The sequence below is a fragment of the Gordonia sp. (in: high G+C Gram-positive bacteria) genome (assembly GCF_052106715.1).
Lineage (GTDB): Bacteria > Actinomycetota > Actinomycetes > Mycobacteriales > Mycobacteriaceae > Gordonia.
Genome location: NZ_JBQEDL010000003.1, coordinates 112,846 through 129,378, shown reverse-complemented (window position 1 = coordinate 129,378; position 16,533 = coordinate 112,846). Strand labels below are relative to the sequence as shown.

General features: G+C 65.9%; 15 protein-coding genes. 8 read left to right on the top strand and 7 right to left on the bottom strand.

Translation table 11 applies throughout. The features are described from left to right. Positions 1–128: 128 nt before the first annotated feature. The 4 genes from ctaE to qcrB all read left to right on the top strand — a co-directional run bounded on the left by ctaE (position 129) and on the right by qcrB (position 4,480). A complete protein-coding gene (gene ctaE / locus ACTIMF_RS02680; protein WP_442348725.1) occupies positions 129–740 on the top strand; it encodes an aa3-type cytochrome oxidase subunit III in 612 nt (203 codons plus the stop codon). Between the two features lie 70 nt (positions 741–810). Further along, positions 811–1,701, top strand: a complete 891-nt coding sequence (gene qcrC, locus ACTIMF_RS02675; RefSeq protein ID WP_442348724.1) for a cytochrome bc1 complex diheme cytochrome c subunit — start codon at positions 811–813, stop codon at positions 1,699–1,701. Beyond that, positions 1,698–2,864, top strand: a complete 1,167-nt coding sequence (gene qcrA, locus ACTIMF_RS02670; RefSeq protein ID WP_442348723.1) for a cytochrome bc1 complex Rieske iron-sulfur subunit — start codon at positions 1,698–1,700, stop codon at positions 2,862–2,864. The genes qcrC and qcrA overlap by 4 nt, the downstream gene beginning before the upstream one ends. After that, on the top strand, positions 2,861–4,480 hold the full coding sequence (qcrB, locus tag ACTIMF_RS02665; protein ID WP_442348722.1) for a cytochrome bc1 complex cytochrome b subunit: 1,620 nt from the start codon (positions 2,861–2,863) through the stop codon (positions 4,478–4,480). Before qcrA ends, qcrB begins: the two co-directional genes overlap by 4 nt. A gap of 110 nt (positions 4,481–4,590) precedes the next feature. On the opposite strand, the gene ACTIMF_RS02660 is transcribed toward qcrB, so the two are convergent. From ACTIMF_RS02660 to ctaC, 4 genes are read right to left on the bottom strand one after another with little or no spacing between them, the layout of a single operon-like run. Beyond that, positions 4,591–6,243: a hypothetical protein gene (locus tag ACTIMF_RS02660; protein WP_442348721.1), complete on the bottom strand. Its 1,653-nt coding sequence runs from the start codon at positions 6,241–6,243 to the stop codon at positions 4,591–4,593. A gap of 7 nt (positions 6,244–6,250) precedes the next feature. Beyond that, the gene (locus tag ACTIMF_RS02655; RefSeq protein ID WP_442348720.1) at positions 6,251–6,814 is read right to left on the bottom strand and encodes a GNAT family N-acetyltransferase; all 564 of its coding nucleotides are present in this window, start codon (positions 6,812–6,814) and stop codon (positions 6,251–6,253) included. Positions 6,815–6,822: 8 nt separating this feature from the next. After that, positions 6,823–7,239 (bottom strand): cytochrome c oxidase subunit 4, encoded by a 417-nt coding sequence (locus ACTIMF_RS02650; RefSeq protein ID WP_442348719.1) that lies wholly within the window; start codon positions 7,237–7,239, stop codon positions 6,823–6,825. Beyond that, the gene (ctaC, locus tag ACTIMF_RS02645) at positions 7,239–8,390 is read right to left on the bottom strand and encodes an aa3-type cytochrome oxidase subunit II (protein WP_442348718.1); all 1,152 of its coding nucleotides are present in this window, start codon (positions 8,388–8,390) and stop codon (positions 7,239–7,241) included. The genes ACTIMF_RS02650 and ctaC overlap by 1 nt, the downstream gene beginning before the upstream one ends. Before the next feature lie 311 nt (positions 8,391–8,701). On the opposite strand from ctaC, the gene asnB reads away from it, so the two are divergent. After that, positions 8,702–10,627: an asparagine synthase (glutamine-hydrolyzing) gene (asnB, locus tag ACTIMF_RS02640; RefSeq protein ID WP_442348784.1), complete on the top strand. Its 1,926-nt coding sequence runs from the start codon at positions 8,702–8,704 to the stop codon at positions 10,625–10,627. A 24-nt stretch (positions 10,628–10,651) separates the two neighbouring features. On the opposite strand, the gene ACTIMF_RS02635 is transcribed toward asnB, so the two are convergent. The 3 genes from ACTIMF_RS02635 to ACTIMF_RS02625 form a co-directional block, all read right to left on the bottom strand. Further along, positions 10,652–11,620, bottom strand: a complete 969-nt coding sequence (locus ACTIMF_RS02635) for a carbohydrate kinase family protein (RefSeq protein WP_442348717.1) — start codon at positions 11,618–11,620, stop codon at positions 10,652–10,654. 109 nt (positions 11,621–11,729) lie between these two features. After that, positions 11,730–12,080, bottom strand: coding sequence for a HesB/IscA family protein (locus ACTIMF_RS02630; protein ID WP_237011102.1), 351 nt, complete (start codon positions 12,078–12,080; stop codon positions 11,730–11,732). A 137-nt stretch (positions 12,081–12,217) separates the two neighbouring features. Beyond that, entirely contained in the window at positions 12,218–13,291 is a 1,074-nt protein-coding gene (locus tag ACTIMF_RS02625) for a glycerate kinase family protein (RefSeq protein ID WP_442348716.1), read from the bottom strand. A 59-nt stretch (positions 13,292–13,350) separates the two neighbouring features. Between ACTIMF_RS02625 and ACTIMF_RS02620 the strand changes: the two genes are divergently transcribed. The 3 genes from ACTIMF_RS02620 to ACTIMF_RS02610 are packed head-to-tail and all read left to right on the top strand — an operon-like array spanning position 13,351 to position 16,533. Continuing rightward, on the top strand, positions 13,351–14,025 hold the full coding sequence (locus ACTIMF_RS02620) for a DUF3043 domain-containing protein (protein ID WP_442348715.1): 675 nt from the start codon (positions 13,351–13,353) through the stop codon (positions 14,023–14,025). A 2-nt stretch (positions 14,026–14,027) separates the two neighbouring features. Next, positions 14,028–15,797, top strand: a complete 1,770-nt coding sequence (gene cobT, locus ACTIMF_RS02615; protein WP_442348714.1) for a nicotinate-nucleotide--dimethylbenzimidazole phosphoribosyltransferase — start codon at positions 14,028–14,030, stop codon at positions 15,795–15,797. Continuing rightward, the gene (locus ACTIMF_RS02610; RefSeq protein ID WP_442348713.1) at positions 15,787–16,533 is read left to right on the top strand and encodes an adenosylcobinamide-GDP ribazoletransferase; all 747 of its coding nucleotides are present in this window, start codon (positions 15,787–15,789) and stop codon (positions 16,531–16,533) included. The genes cobT and ACTIMF_RS02610 overlap by 11 nt, the downstream gene beginning before the upstream one ends.

Genomic DNA, 16,533 nt, shown 5'->3' with positions numbered 1-16,533 from the left:
TGACCCCGAGAACGGACACGCCGGAGACCGTTCCCGGTACCGACGTCTACCTGCGCAGAACGGTTGTGCCGAACCGATTTACCGACCCGGCTGGAAATCGGTTACTACGTACCGTCATACTTCTTGTTGTGACTAGCGCTGTGGGTAACTCCGGAACCGCCATCACCTCACGCGTGCACTCGCTGAACCGTCCGAACATGGTCAGCGTCGGCACCATCGTGTGGTTGTCGAGCGAGTTGATGTTCTTCGCCGGCCTGTTCGCGATGTACTTCGTCGCGCGGGCCAATGCTGCCGACGGGTGGCCGCAGCCGCCTGCCCACCTGAACCTCGCGCTCGCCGTACCGGTGACCCTTGTGCTGATTCTCAGCTCGGTCACCTGTCAGTACGGTGTCTTTGCAGCTGAGCGGGGGGACGTCTTCGGATTGCGCCGCTGGTACACCCTCACTCTGGTGATGGGCACCTTCTTCGTCTGCGGCCAGGCCTACGAGTACTACACACTGGTCGGCGAGGGCCTGACCCTGTCCTCGAACGCATACGGTTCGGTCTTCTACATGGCTACCGGATTCCACGGCATGCACGTGATCGGCGGACTCCTTGCGTTCATCTTCCTTCTGATCCGTACCCGGCTGTCGAAGTTCACGCCCGCCCAGGCGACTGCGGCCATCGTGGTCTCGTACTACTGGCATTTCGTCGACGTCGTGTGGATCGCACTGTTCGTGGTGATCTACTTCATCCGCTAGCCGTGACGGCACAGAACCACTCAGCCCGGTTCACCAGAAACCAGTCCAACCGCTTAGTAGAGAGTCACCGATGAGATCATCTCCACCGAGTTCGCCGAAGCCCACGGCCTCGACGGCGTCGCGCTCCAAGGCGCGTCGCAAGCTCCGCCGTCGCGCCACTGGAACGATCTTCCTGCTCCTCGGCCTCGTCGCCACCGGTCTGATCGCAGGCCTCCTCAGCCCGAAGCCACAGGTCGCCACTGCAGACGACCTCGAATCGAGCATGATCACTGCGGGCAAGCAGTTGTACGACACGTCGTGCATCACCTGCCACGGAGCGAACCTCGAGGGTGTCGCGGACCGCGCTCCCTCGCTGATCGGAGTCGGCGACGCGGCAGTCTACTTCCAGGTGTCCACCGGACGTATGCCCGCTGCACGCGGTGAAGCGCAGGCGCAGCGAAAGCCGGCCAAGTTCACCGAAGCCCAGATCGACCAGCTCGGCGCCTACATTCAGGCGATGGGCGGCGGACCCCGCGCCATGTACGTCACGAACGCAGACGGTCAGATCAAGCGTGACGAGAACGGATTCCCCGAGCTGCAGATGGATCAGCTGCGCGGTGAGAACCTCGGCCGCGGCTCCGAGCTGTTCCGAATGAACTGCGCGTCATGCCACAACTTCACCGGCCGTGGCGGCGCGCTCTCCGGCGGCAAGTTCGCTCCCCCGCTCTCGGACGTGAACCCGCAACAGCTGTACACCGCAATGCTCACCGGACCTCAGAACATGCCGAAGTTCTCGAACCGGCAGCTGTCGGTCGATGAGAAGAAGGACATCATCGGCTTCATCCGCTACGCGGACACCGCCGCCCCGTCGGGCGGTCTGGGTCTCGGTGGATTCGGGCCAGCCTCGGAAGGCATGGTGATGTGGGTTGTCGGCGGAGCGGTCATCATCGCTGGCGCCATGTGGATTGGATCACGAAATTGAGCGATTCGAATAAGGACATCCCATCCGACGAGGATCTCGCGGCGATGTCCCACGAAGACAAGGTTCGTCTCGGCACGAATCTCGACGGGGTGGAGATCATCCACCGCGCCGAGCGTTACCCCGAGCCGGGCACGAAGGCCGAGAAGCGCTCTGAATTCGCAGTGGCGGTCTGGTTCGTCATCGCCGGGGTGCTCGCCATCGCCGGCTTCGCGCTCTTCATCTGGAACCGGTGGGAATTCACCATGCCGGAGGAAGAGGGTTACTGGGCGTACACGTTCTACACTCCGCTGCTCGGCGTCACTTTCGGTGGAGCAATCCTGTCGTTCGGTTTCGGCGTAATCCAGATCACCAAGCGTTTCATCCCGCAGGAGATCTCGGTGCAGGACCGCCACGACGGCGGTTCGTCGGAGGTAGACAAGCAGACTATCGTCGCCGAACTCAAGGACACGGCCCAGACCAGCACCCTGGGACGTCGCAAGATGATCCTCGGTTCCGCAGTCTTTGGCCTCGGAGCACTCGGACTCGCAGGCGGCGTCGCCGCGGTCGGCGGTCTCATCAAGAACCCGTGGGCCAAGCGCGATGACGCTCCCCTGTGGAACACCGGGTGGTCACCGATCTTCAATGAGAAGAAGGGCGAGACCGTCTTCTTGCGGCGCGACACCGGCAACCCGTACCAGGTGGCGCTCGTCCGTCCGGAGGATCTGGACGCCGGAGGCATGGAGACCGTGTTCCCGTGGCGCGTCTCGGACGGCTACGGCGAGACCGAAGAATCCCGCCACAAGCTCCTCGAAGGCATTCGCGGCATCCGTAACTCGGTCATGCTCATTCGCTTCCGCCCCGAGGACAACGCGAAGGTCATCAAACGTCGCGGCCAGGAGAGCTTCAACTACGGCGACTACTACGCGTACACGAAGGTCTGCAGCCACCTCGGATGCCCGACGTCGCTGTACGAGCAGCAGACTCATCGCGTCCTCTGTCCATGCCATCAGTCGCAGTTCGACGCGCTTGAGTTCTGCAAGCCGGTCTTCGGACCCGCCGCACGCGCGCTGGCTCAGCTGCCTATCACTGTTAACAACCAGGGCTACTTGGTCGCCAACAGCACCATCAATGAAGGCGACTTCATCGAGCCCGTCGGACCTGCTTTCTGGGAGCGTAAGTCATGACAGTCGCCGACCGTGTCGCCGCGCAGGCCGAAGGGGTCGACTCCAGGTATCACCTCGCTGCTGGCATGCGCCGACAGATCAACAAGGTGTTCCCGACCCATTGGTCGTTCCTCCTCGGTGAGGTGGCGCTCTACAGCTTCATCATCCTGTTGCTGTCGGGTACCTACCTCACGTTCTTCTTCGATCCGTCGATGTCGCACGTCCAGTACGACGGCGCGTACGAGCCGCTCAACGGTGTGACGATGAGCCGCGCGTACGAGACCACGCTGAACCTCTCGTTCGAGGTCCGCGGCGGCCTGTTCGTGCGCCAGATCCACCACTGGGCAGCGCTGCTGTTCGCTGCGTCGATCATCTTGCACATGGCTCGCATCTTCTTCACCGGCGCGTTCCGTCGTCCGCGTGAAGCCAACTGGATCATCGGCTGCTTCTTGCTGCTGCTGGCGATGTTCGAGGGGTTCTTCGGATACTCGCTTCCGGACGACCTGCTCTCGGGCACCGGCGTCCGTGCCGCGATGTCGGGCATCGTCCTGTCGATCCCGTTGGTCGGAACCTGGGTCCAGTGGGCCCTGTTCAACGGCGACTTCCCGGGCGACATCATCATTCCGCGCCTGTACGTGCTGCACATCCTGATCTTCCCGGCCATCATCCTGGCGTTGATCGGTGCACACCTCGCCCTGGTCTGGTACCAGAAGCACACGCAGTTCCCCGGCCCGGGTCGCACCGAGAAGAACGTCGTCGGCGTTCGCATCCTCCCGGTCTTCGCGGCCAAGGGCGGCGCTTTCTTCGCAATCGTGTTCGGCTTCCTGGCACTGATCGCGGGCGTGTTCCAGATCAACCCGGTCTGGAACATCGGGCCGTACAACCCTGCGCAGGTCTCCGCGGGCTCGCAACCCGACATCTACATGATGTGGACGGACGGGTTCGCCCGACTGATGCCTGCATGGGAGCTCTATCTCGGCAATTACACGGTTCCCGCCGTGTTCTGGGTCGTGCTGGTCATCGGCGTGATCTTCGGGTTGCTGTTCGGTTATCCGTGGATCGAGAAGAAGCTCACCGGCGATTACGCGCACCACAACCTTCTGCAGCGTCCGCGTGACGCTCCGGTCCGCACCGCAGCGGGCGCGATGGCATTGACGTTCTACATCATCCTCACGTTGATGTGTATGAACGACATCATCGCGCTGAAGTTCCACATCTCGCTGAACGCGACGACGTGGATGGGACGTATCGGCATGATCGTCCTGCCTCCGTTGGTGTACTTCATCACCTACCGTTGGGCGCTGTCGCTGCAGCGAAGCGACCGCGCTGTCCTCTCCCACGGAATCGAGACGGGCATCATCCGTCGACAGCCGCAGGGCGAGTACATCGAGATGCATCAGCCGCTCGGCCCGGTCGACGACCACGGTCACCCGATCCCGCTCCCGTACGAGGGCGCTGCACTGCCGAAGCGGATGAACAAGCTCGGCTCGGCGGGCGCTCCCGGCACCGGAACCGTATTGATCCCGGACACCGCGGAGGAGCAGGCGCAGAACGTGCGGATCGCGCACGAACAGCACGAGGCCGAGAAGAAGGCCATCCAAGAGTTGCAGACCAAGGGCGGAAACCCGCTCGACTGAGGTCACCTCTCTTCCGACGACGGCCGTCCCGCATCTCGCGGGGCGGCCGTCGTCGTTCGTGGTCACTGGTGCCGGTCTGCTACTTCACTCCCCCACTGGCAGTGTGTTCCTCAGGCATCCGGTGGACGGAGCGCGGCGACAGCGAGCGTAGAGAGGAGCTCCCGGGAGCGCGGAGTGAACCTGACGTGGTTACGACCGGCGACTGCGTCGATGATCGTCTGCGCCCGTTCCAGGTAGGCGGCGCGCTCGACGTCCGTCGTCGACGATCGTGCGTGTCGCAAGAGCTTGACAGCCGTGGAGAGGTCGTCTGCATCTTTGCGCGGCAGCAGTGAATGCCCGCGGCGACGACCGGCGTCCTCACACGCCGTCCAACTCCGGACAAGACGCGACACCGCGCGTCGATACGCCGTGGCGTGCGATTCGTCTACCGGTCCGTCGGTGCGCAGCGCGTCGGCTTCGCCGACCGCATCGAGGAACGCTGCCGTCTCGTCCGCCCCGACATCGGTCACCGATGGATAGAGCAGAATGAGTTCCGGATCCATCTCGTACGCGAGGTACTCACGACGCACACGATCGTGGTCCGCGACGGCCGCTGTCCACAGCAGCCCTGATGCGGCCCCGTCCCGACCGGCCCGGTTTCGGCGCTGCGGTCTGGTTCGCGACCATAGCCGGGACCGACGAGAATCTCCGTTAGGAGCGGCACGGATCGGTGACGGCCCGACCGCGGGCAGCGGCTCCGCCGCAGCATCTGGATGGTCGGCCAGGTAGTCGCGACAGTCGTCGACGGCGACTACGACTGCGGTATCGGCGTCAGCGGACACGGGCGGTTCCACCTGTACGATGGCCTCCCCGCGCAGGCCGTCTGTCACGGCGAGCACACGGTGGTGCGTGCACCCTCGCGCCAGCGCAACGTCGCCTACCCGCGCTGTGCCTGGCACCACCGCGATGACGTCACCATCCTGTGGGCGCCACGATCGGCTGCCGAGGCGGAGCCTGGTCGTCGTGTCGTCGCAGCGGTATGCGCGGACGCCCTGCGGCGAGGTCGCAGGCTCGACCTGGGGAGACGGCGCACCCGCGGTATGCGGGCCGTCGATGCTCGGGATCGCTCCACACACCGCCACGAACGGCGCGAGCACGGCGCGCAGTTCGGCTTTGCTCGCGCGGTGCAGGACGAGGTTGCGCACTCCGGTCTGACGAAGGAGCATCGGCGCGGCCCCGATCGCCGCCAGGAGGTGTCTGCCGCTGGTCCCGAGCGCCTCCCGCGGGAGATGTGTCAGTGCGCGATCGACGAAATCCGGAGAGTGCTCCATGCCCGGACCCGCGCGGAGCACGGAGTCGCAGAGGTCCGCCGACACCGTTCCGCGCGCTGCACGCGCGATCGCCTGCGCCTCATACGGCGTCAGTTGGGTCAGACGCATGGCGAACGCGAGCACCACCGGATCGTCGGCACACAGCCACCGACGCATCGTCTGTGCGTCGGCGGCGTCGAGATAGTCGACAGCGGTCGGCGACGGGCAGAGTCGTTCGAGGGCCGTCGGCCGCTCGATCTCCGCGCCGGGTTCGGCTCTGCGGTCGTGCAGGCGGAACACGACGTCGAGGTCCATGTCGTCGTAGGCCACGGGGACGATGCTCCGCCAGGATCCGCCGCACATGAATTCGGCGGTCACGCTGTAGCTGATCGGGCGTTCCTCGACGCCGGGCGCCCAGAGAAGATCCGGGCCGTCGGCTGGGTCGGACACCTTCACGAATCCTCGCTTCAGCATGAGGTCTTCACCAGTCCGAACCGTCACGCAGGTCGCAGACCAGTCGCTGTGTGGTGTCCAGGTCGGCGTATGACGGTGTCCGCAACACGAGTGTGGAGTGCCGCTCGTCGCCCGGCGATGGCCGTATTCCGTCGACTGTGAGCACGCCCAACGGTCCACGCCACGGTTCCCACCCACGACGCAGGTACAGCGGGCGCCCGTCGTCGGAGGCTCCGAGCGCGCCGAGGTCGTGCGCGCGTACCACTATGTCGTCGACCCGTGCCATGATCGCGTCGCCGATCCCGCGACGACGCGTCCGCGCTGCGACTGCGACGGCCTCGACATACCCGGTGCGCATCACGGTGTCGCCTGCGATCAGCCTGCGCTGGACCACCGCAGCGTGGCCGACGATGCCCGTCTCGTCTTCGGCGAACACATGGACGCCGCCGAGACAGTGATCGAAGTCCGAGGCGTCGAAGTCGCCTGCGAACGCGTCATACAGGAACCCACGGAGCACGTCTCGGTCGGCTTCGGACAACTCGTGGGCATGACGAAGCCGCACCCGGTATCCGGATGCGGCTTCGGTCGACACTCGATCGGTCAGTGCTTCTCGGGACCCACGTGGTATTCGAAGACCAGGCCCGCGACGGATCCGATGATGACGAACACGAGGGCGATCGCGAACCAGAGGTTCGCGCTCGCGAACCCGACCGCGAAGAGCGCGGCGGCGCCGGCGATCATGATCGGCCAGTAGCTGTGCGGGCTGAAGAAGCCCAATTCGCCTGCGCCGTCCTCGACCTCAGCATCCTCGTAGTCTTCCGGGCGGATCTCGACGCGGCGAGCGACGAATCGAAAGTAGGTGCCTGCGATCAGTGCCAGGCCGCCGGCGAAGAACATGCAGACGGCGCCGGTCCACTCGACACCGGTCCGGTAGAAGAACGTGCAGATCGCGTAGATGATGCCCATCACGACGAAGAACATCGCGAGGATTTCAAAGATCCGTGCTTCGACCTTCATCAGTTCGTACCTTCCTTGGCAGGCGTGCAACCCGTCAGCTTGGTGTTCGAAGCATCACCGAGGTCCGACGGAGTCTTGTCGTTCGAGACGCGACGAGAGTCGAACGGAACGGTGGTAACCGATTCGGGCACCTGGCAGATCGCTTGGAGCGCTTCAGCGTTCGTCGCTTCAGGGTTCGCATCACGGTAGGCGATGTAGCGAGCGAAGTCGGCGGGGCTCACCGCACGGACCTCGAAGTTCATCATCGCGTGGAACGTGCCGCACATCTCGGCACAGCGTCCGACGAATGCGCCCTCACGATCGATCGAACTGATCTGGAACTGCGAATCAGTGTGGTTCTGATCCGGGAAAGGCATCACGTCGCGCTTGAAGAGGAACTCAGGAACCCAAAACGAGTGGACGACATCAGCGGCGGCCAGATCGAACTGAATCCGCGTGTCGGTCGGCAGAACCAGTACCGGAATCGTCGACGACGAGCCAAGCGTCTCGATCTTGTCGAAGGTCAAGTACTTGCGCTCTTCTGCGGAGCGTCCACCTGCCGCACCCTCGATGAGTTCCTTCTCACCTTCGTGCTCGCGGAACTTCGGGATCTGGAGGTCGAACGGCTCACCCTTACGGGAGTCCTTGGCGTCGACGAGCTGCTTGCCGTCGACGTTCACCGAGTTGTAGCCGAACTTCCAGTTCCACTGGAAGGCCGTGACGTCGACGACGACCGCCGGATTGTCTTCCTTGGTCTCCACCTTGTTCTGCACGACGACCGTGAAGTAGAACATCACGGCGATCAGCACGAACGGGATGGCGGTGTACGCCAACTCCAAGGGAACGTTGTAGCCGGTCTGACGCGGAATGACCTCGTCATCGCTCTCGTTCGCCTTACCGCGGTGGAAGGTGATGGTCCAGAAGATCAGACCCCAGACCAGGACACCCATCGCCAGCGCTGCGATGACCGACCAGGTCCAGAACACCCGCATGTCATGCGCTTCAGGGGTAACGCCTTCGGGCCAACCGAAGTTCAGCGCCTGTTCGGCACTGCAGCCCGACGTCATCAGCACGACGACACCCAGGACCGCGAGGGCACTCAGTCGTTTGATCGTGCGCGACGCCGGTACTCGTCGTCGTGCCGACGGCCGTCCACGGTTCGTCAATTTCACGCCTTCCTGCTGGCAGGGAGCTGTTCCACAAGGTTCGCACGGCGGAGCAAACCACTCCTTGCGCAATTCTTGCACCTAGTAACTACGCAGCGTAGTCCAACCCGCGGATGACTTCTCTATTGGGTCAGCCGATGTCGGCGCGGCGTAACGCGACCTGCGGATTCGCCCGGCCCGGCGTGGCGTCGACCTCAGGGGGCACCAGAGATGTCGCACGTCGGCGTGCTTCTACGGCATAGTGGACGCGGCGCGGATGCACCTGCGGGTCGCCGCTGCGCGGTACTTGCAATCGACGGGAAATGAGGCTTGTCAGCGTGTGCGGCTTGCTCGGAATGCTCACCAGCGACGGTTCGGCGGCGTCGACGGCCGGATTGATCGCGTCGGCAGCACACTGCATGCGACACCGAGGCCCCGACGAGCCCGGTACGTGGAACGACGACGACATCGTGCTCGGCTTCAACCGCCTGTCGATCATCGACATCGAGCACTCGCATCAGCCCCTGCGCTGGGGCCCGGACGAGGATCCAGAGCGCTACGCCCTGGTCTTCAACGGCGAGATCTACAACTACGTCGAGATCCGTGAGGAGTTGACCGCCGAGTACGGCACGAAGTTCCGGACCGAGGGTGACGGCGAGTCCATCGTCGCGGGCTTTCATCACTGGGGCCCCGAGATCGTCCGGAAGCTGCGGGGCATGTTCGCGTTCGCCGTCTGGGACACACAGACCCGTGAACTGTTCCTCGCCCGCGACCGGTTCGGCATCAAGCCCCTGTTCCTTGCGACCAGCGACGCGGGCACTGCATTCGGCAGTGAGAAGAAGAGCCTCCTCGAGGTCCTCGAATGTCTCGGTCTGGATCGCGAACTCGACGACCGGGCGATCGAGCACTACACGGTCCTCCAGTACGTCCCCGAACCCGAGACTCTGCACGCGAATATCACCCGCTTGGAGTCCGGTTGCTATGCGAGGCTGAGTCCCGGCGTCGCACCAGTCGTCACTCGCTACTTCGATCCGAAGTTCCCGGTTCGCCCGTTCACTCCGGACAGCACACAGAAGCGGTACGACGAGATCGCCGACGTGCTCCGCGATTCGGTCGCAAAGCATATGCGCGCGGACGTCACCGTCGGCTCGTTCCTGTCCGGCGGCATCGACTCGACCGCGATCGCCGCACTCGCCATCCAGCACAACCCCGACCTGATCACCTTCACCACCGGGTTCGAACGTGACGGGTATTCCGAAGTCGACGTCGCCGCCGAATCGGCCGAGGCCATCGGCGCGCGTCACATCGTGAAGGTCGTCTCGCCGCGCGAGTTCATCGAGGCGCTCCCCCGGATCATCTGGTATCTCGATGACCCCGTCGCCGACCCCGCCCTGGTCCCGCTCTACTTCGTGGCCGCCGAAGCCCGCAAGCACGTCAAAGTCGTGCTGTCCGGCGAGGGCGCCGACGAACTCTTCGGCGGCTACACGATCTATAAGGAGCCGCTGTCGCTCAAATCGTTCGACAAGATGCCTGCGGGCCTTCGTCGCCTCGCCGGGCGAGTCTCTGACCGCATTCCGGAAGGCACTCGTGGCAAGAGCCTCCTGCACCGCGGTTCGCTCTCCTTGGAGGAGCGCTACTACGGCAATGCCCGGAGTTTCGACGACGCCCGACTGCGCGCCGTGCTGCGAAACTTCCGTCCCGACTGGATGCACCAGGACGTGACGGCGCCGATCTACCGCATGTCCGAGGGGATGGACCCCGTCACCCGGATGCAGCACCTCGATCTGTTCACCTGGCTGCGCGGCGACATCCTCGTCAAGGCCGACAAGATCACCATGGCGAACTCGCTGGAACTACGCGTCCCCTTCTTGGACAAGGAGGTGTTCGCTGTCGCCGAGCAACTCCCGTACGACGAGAAGATCGCACACGACACCACCAAGTACGCGCTGCGCAAGGCGCTCGAACAGATCGTCCCGCCGCACGTCCTGCACCGCCGCAAGCTCGGTTTCCCCGTACCCCTGCGCCACTGGCTGGCAGGGACCGAGATGTACGACTGGGCACGTGAACTGATCGCGACGTCGGACACCGATCACATCGTCGACAAGGCCTTCACTCTGGCGATGCTGGAGGAGCACCGAGCCGGAACCGTCGACAACAGCAGGCGCATCTGGACCGTCGTCTGCTTCATGCTCTGGTACGGGATCTTCGTCGACGGGTCGGTCGTGCCTGATATCGAGGATCACGACTACCCGGTGCGTCTCTAGTAGGACGTGCCGAGTGGGTGCCCCTCAGATCGCGTTGGCGATCTCCTGCGCCGCGTCGGGACCGTAAGCGGCGGACAGGCGCTCACGGGCGGCGGCCGGATCCCACGACCAGCCCTGCGTCGACTCGCACTCGAGGACGAGGGTCGCGACCATCGCGCCGAGCTGGGCGCTGCGCTCGAAGTTCAGACCCTTGCTCAGTCCGGTCAGGAAGCCCGCGCGAAAGCCGTCGCCGACGCCCGTCGGATCGACCTGCTCGTTCACCGGCACCACGTTCACGTGCGTCACCGATCCGTCGGTGTCGATGATGTCGACTCCCTTCGAACCGAGTGTGGTGATCCGAACTCCGACCAGGTCGGCGATCTGGGCGTCGGACAGCCCGGACTTCTGCTTGAGCAGGCCCCACTCGTACTCGTTCGTGAACAGGTACGCAGCACCCTCGATCAGGTCTCGGGCGGCCTCCCCGTCCAGACGGGCCAACTGCTGCGACGGGTCCGCGGCGAACTCGATCCCCTCGGCACGGCAGGCCGCGGTGTGACGGCTCATGGCCGCCGGATCGTCCGCTCCGATCAACACCAGGTCCGGACGTCGGTCCGCGACGACTGCCGCCAGATCGATGTCGCCCGCCTCGGTCATCGCTCCCGCGTAGAAGGTGGCGAGCTGCGCCATCGTCTCGTCTGTGGTGCACATGAATCGGGCGGTGTGCTTGGTCTGCGACCGCTGGACGCCTCGGCAGTCGACGCCGTGCTCGCTGAGCCACGCCTCGTAGTCGTCAAAGTCGCCGCCTGCCGCACCGACGAGCAGAGGCTCGTTCCCGAGTACACCGAGCGCGTAGGCGATGTTGCCGCCGACACCGCCCCGGTGCAGAACCAGGTCTTCGACGAGGAAGCTGAGTGAGATGTGCTCGAGCTGATCGGCCACGAGTTGGTCGGCGAATTTTCCGGGGAACTTCATCAGATGATCGGTCGCGAGGGACCCACAGACGGCAATGAACATCTGTCCAACGTAGTGGGATCTCGACCGCACACGATCACCCGGGGGCTCGATCAACGCACGACGGCCGCGACCCCGGTACGGGATCGCGGCCGTCGAGGACCGTCGAAGGTCAGTTGAACGAGTCGCCGCAGGCGCAGCTGCCGGTCGCGTTCGGGTTGTCGATCGTGAAGCCCTGCTTCTCGATGGTGTCGACGAAGTCGATGGTCGCGCCCTGCACGTACGGGGCACTCATCCGGTCGACAGCCAGTCGCACGCCGCCGAAGTCGGAGACGACGTCGCCGTCGAGCTGGCGATCGTCGAAGAACAGCTGGTAGCGCAGACCGGCACAACCACCCGGTTGGACTGCGATACGCAGGGCGAGGTCGTCACGTCCCTCCTGGTCGAGAAGACCCTTCGCCTTCGCAGCTGCGGCGTCGCTGAGCAGGATGCCGGTCTCGGTTGTTTCGTTCTGGACGGTCATGAGCGCTCCTTGAATACGTCTGTCGTCAATCGCCTGACACGGATCGGAATCAGATGTCGTCGGTCTGACACGGTCAACGGTACCCGCCATATGGTTATTCCCGCATCATGCCCCGCGGCAACGTCGGCGTACTCGCCTCACGCCTCGCGCGCCGACCATCGGGCGGCGACGCACGCAGCGAGGCTCGTCAACGACGGCGCGGCGTCGTTCATCGCGGCACCGATCGAACCCACGTGTTCGGTCATCGACCACACTCCGGCGACCCCCTGTATCCGGGGGTCGCCGACCACCTGACCGGCGAGCACCACGACCGGCACGCTTCCGGCTTCGGCCGCGAGCGCCGCGGCGACCTTGCCGTGCGCGGTCTGCGAGTCGAACCGCCCCTCGCCGGTGATCACCAGGTCCGCAGCGGCCAGCCGGGACCGACGATCGGTCGCGTCACCGACGACATCCGCGCCCGGGTGCCGTCTCCCGCCGACCCACAGCATCGCGGCGCCGAGGCCGCCTGCCGCGCCCGCACCCGGCTCGTCGCGGACGTCCCGCCCGCTCGTCGCGAGGTCGTCGGCCCACGCGGTGAGTCGGTCCTCCAGCGCCGCGACAGCCGCCGGATCGGCGCCCTTCTGGGGTCCGAAGACGGCAGCCGCACCGTCGGGCCCGAGGAGCGGATTGTCCACGTCGGAGGCGACGATCACTTCCACATCGCGTAGTAGATCTGCGGCAGCGGCGCGTCCGCCGAGCGCTTCGAGGGCTCCCCGACCACCATCGGTCGTTGCGCTCCCACCGAGTCCGACGACGATCCGGGGCGGACGATCGGCGAGCGCGGCCCGTATCAATTGCCCGACTCCGACCGTCGTCGCCGCAAAAGCGGTCTGCGGGGACGGCGTGACTCCGAGGATCGTCAGTCCACACGCCTGCGCGGCCTCCAGATAGACGGTGCCGTCGGCGGCGATCCCGTATTCGGCGGTCACCGGGACGCCAAGCGGCCCCGGCACCCGAGTCGTGCGCACCGACACCGCTCCGGCGGCGGCAAGGACCGCGACGAATCCGGGTCCGCCGTCGGACTGCGGCAGGACGTCGAACGTGTCGTTCGGGCGCTCCGACGACCAGCCTTCGACGATCGCGGCCGCCGCCTCCGTCGCGGTGAGCGTGCCGCCGAACTCGTCGGGCGCGACGACGACAAACCTCTTGCGGGCGCCCGTTGGTTCCTCCATGCGCCGCAGGATACTGCCCGATTCCAGGCCGCCGCCCGTCATCGCCTAGTCTCGAAGGCGTGAAGCTGCCTTGGAAGTCCGATGCGACGAGCACCGACGACACCGTCGACGACGCCCAGACCACCGACGACGCCGACGGCGACGAAGCGCGCGTCGAGAAGGCGAAGCTGACGCCCGGCAAGGGTCGACCTACGCCGAAACGCCGCGAAGCCGAGAACAAGCGCCGCGGGCCTGTCGCACCGCCGCCCACCACTCGCGCCGAGGCTCGCGCACGTAAGAAGGCGCTCAAGTCGACAATGAGCAAGGACGAGCGCAAAGAACTCAGCGCAAAACGTCGCGAGGCCCGTCTCGAGCAGCGCGAGAAGATGATGAGTGGCGACGAGAAGTACCTGATGCCGCGCGACAAGGGGCCCGCACGTCGCCTGACCCGTGACATCGTCGACTCGCGCCGCAACTTCGCCGGACTGTTCATGCCGTTCGCAGTGTTCCTGATCGTCGCGATCATGATCCCCCAGCTCGCGGTGATCGCGAACCTGGTGCTGCTCGTGTTCGTCGTGTTCATGGCGATCGACTCGTACATTCTGGGGCGAATAGTCAACAAGCGTGTCCGCGAACGTCATCCGGACACGCAGGAGAGCCGGTTCCGGCTCGGTTGGTACGCCTTTACACGCGCCATGCAGCTACGCATGATGCGTGCGCCGAAGCCACTGGTCAAGCCGGGCGACAAGGTCTAGAAGTGCGCACCCTGGTCCTGGGTGGGACCCGATCAGGCAAGTCTGCACACGCCGAACGCCTCCTCGCCGATGCCGGCGAGGTCCGCTATTTGGCGACCGGTTCCGTGCCCGCAGACGACGCCGCGTGGGACGCGCGCGTCCGAGCGCATCGCGACCGGCGGCCAGAACGGTTCCGCACGGTCGAGACGACCGATCCCGCAGCCCAGCTCCGCGCCGACCGCACTGCGGCCGTCCTGTTGGACGATCTCGGCACCTGGTTGACCGGTGTCATCGACCGCGCTGGCGCGTGGGAGGACCAGGCGGTGTCCGTCGTCGACGACGTCGACGAGTTGTGTGCGGCGATCGCCGACCACCGGGGCGAGCTCGCGATCGTCAGCCCGGAGGTCGGGTTGTCGGTTGTCGCACCGACTGCCGCCGGGCGACGCTTCGCCGACGAACTCGGCGCGTTGAACGCCCGCGTCGCGCGGGTCGTGGACTCGGTCCGGCTCGTCGTCGCGGGTCGGGTGCTCGACCTCCCCGCCGACACGGCCAACCCCGTGGGTTCAGACGCTGCCGAATCAGACACCGCCGAATCACATACTGCGAGCTCGGCCATCGCAGATTCCGCCCCGGGGACGAGCGCGACCGCCGTGCCTGCCCCGGCCCCCTCACCCGATGCGGCGCAGGCACACGAGATGCGCACCGTCGAATTCGTTCCTCGCGCCGTGCCCGACGGGACCGACGCCGAAGTGTTCGTCGCGATCGACCCTCCCGACCACGAGACCGTAGCTCTGGCGGAAGCCCGCCAGCTGACCCTCACGAAGCCTCCGGGCTCGCTCGGGCTCCTCGAGGAACTCGGGGCCTGGGTGTCGGCATGCCAGTCGGAGTGTCCACCGCGTCGACTCAGCGCTCCCGCGGTGGCCGTGTTCGCCGGCGACCACGGCGTCGCCCGCGACGGAGTCTCGGCCTACCCACCCGCAGTCACCGCACAGATGATCGCGAACATCGCTGCGGGTGGCGCCGCCGTCAACGTGCTCGCCCGCCGTGTCGGCGCGAGTGTGCACGCCTTCGACATCGCCGCCGACATCGACCTCTCCGATCCTGACGCTGTCGTGACCGACTACAAGGTGCGGCACTCCAGTGGGGATCTGCGACGCGGCGAAGCCCTCACGATCGCCGAGGCACGGCGTGCGGTCGCAGCCGGCCGTGCTATCGCCGACGGGCTCGTCGACTCCGGCGCAGACCTGTTGATCGCGGGCGACATGGGGATCGGGAACACGACTCCGGCCGCCGTTCTCATCGGCACCATCGCCGACAAGGAACCGGTGGTCGTCGTGGGCCGCGGTACCGGAATCGACGACGAGACGTGGATCCGCAAGACCGCCGCGATCCGAGACGGTATGCGCTTCGGGCGCCGCTACCGTAATGAGCCGCTGGCGCTGCTGGCGGCAGTGGGCGGGGCAGACCTCGCCGCGATGGCAGGCTTCTATGCACAAGCCGCAGTCCGCAGGACTCCGGTGATCTTGGACGGTGTCGTCACGACCGCGGCCGCGCTCGTCGCCGAGCAGATGGCTCCGGGCGCGTCGTCGTGGTGGCGCGCAGGCCACCAGTCCACCGAACCCGCGCACGCCTTCGCCCTCAAGAGTCTCGGTCTGGAGCCGATCCTCGATCTGTCGATGCGGCTCGGCGAAGGCACCGGCGCGTTGACCGCGCTGTCGGTCGTCATGTCGGCCGTGGACATCCTGATCGACATGGCCACATTCGACGAGGCCGGCGTCAGCGATGGGGCGTAACCCTCTCACGGCAGTAGGCATCGCAGTCAGTTGGCTGACCGTCGCTCCGGTTCCCGCGCCCCGCGTCCAGATGGACCGCCGAGCCGGTGGCGCCGCGATCACGGCTGTTCCGCTGGTCGGCGCGCTGCTCGGAGGCATCGCCGCGGCCGCGGCGTATGGACTCTCGTTGACCGCGCTCCCCGACCTGCTCGTTGGAGTCCTCGTCGTCGCACTCCTGGCCCTCGCGACTCGCGGCATGCACGTGGACGGCCTCGCCGACACGGCGGACGGTCTGGGCTGCTACGGCGATGAGGTGCGCGTCCGGGAGGTGATGCGCAGCGGGGACGTCGGACCGTTCGGCGCCGCGAGCCTCGCTATCGTGCTCGGAGCTCAGGCGGCCGCTTTCGGCGCACTGTCGGCGAGCGAACAGTGGTGGGACATCGTGTTCGCCGTCGCTCTCGCCCGCGTGACCGCCGTCTACGTCTGCCGTGCGGGACTGCCGCCCGCGAACAGTACCGGTTTCGGCGCACTCGTCGCCGGAACCCAACGGTGGTCGATCCTCGTGTGGACCGCCGTCGCCGCAGCGGCCGCCTGGCCGCTCGGAATCCGCGCGCTGTGCGCGGTCGCCGCCGTCGCCGTGTTCTCCTACGCGTTCGCCGCCCACTGCCGACGACGAATGGGCGGGATCGCCGGCGACGTGATCGGTGCCGCCATCGAACTGTCGACTGTCCTCACGTTGGTCGTCCTGCTCGTCTGA

Coding starts and splice junctions, on each gene's coding strand:
- qcrC (WP_442348724.1), top strand. CDS start 811: ATGAGATCATCTCCACCGAGTTCGCCGAAGCCCACGGCCTCGACGGCG.
- qcrB (WP_442348722.1), top strand. CDS start 2,861: ATGACAGTCGCCGACCGTGTCGCCGCGCAGGCCGAAGGGGTCGACTCC.
- ACTIMF_RS02660 (WP_442348721.1), bottom strand. CDS start 6,243: ATGCTGAAGCGAGGATTCGTGAAGGTGTCCGACCCAGCCGACGGCCCG.
- ACTIMF_RS02650 (WP_442348719.1), bottom strand. CDS start 7,239: ATGAAGGTCGAAGCACGGATCTTTGAAATCCTCGCGATGTTCTTCGTC.
- ACTIMF_RS02635 (WP_442348717.1), bottom strand. CDS start 11,620: ATGTTCATTGCCGTCTGTGGGTCCCTCGCGACCGATCATCTGATGAAG.
- ACTIMF_RS02630 (WP_237011102.1), bottom strand. CDS start 12,080: ATGACCGTCCAGAACGAAACAACCGAGACCGGCATCCTGCTCAGCGAC.
- ACTIMF_RS02625 (WP_442348716.1), bottom strand. CDS start 13,291: ATGGAGGAACCAACGGGCGCCCGCAAGAGGTTTGTCGTCGTCGCGCCC.
- ACTIMF_RS02610 (WP_442348713.1), top strand. CDS start 15,787: ATGGGGCGTAACCCTCTCACGGCAGTAGGCATCGCAGTCAGTTGGCTG.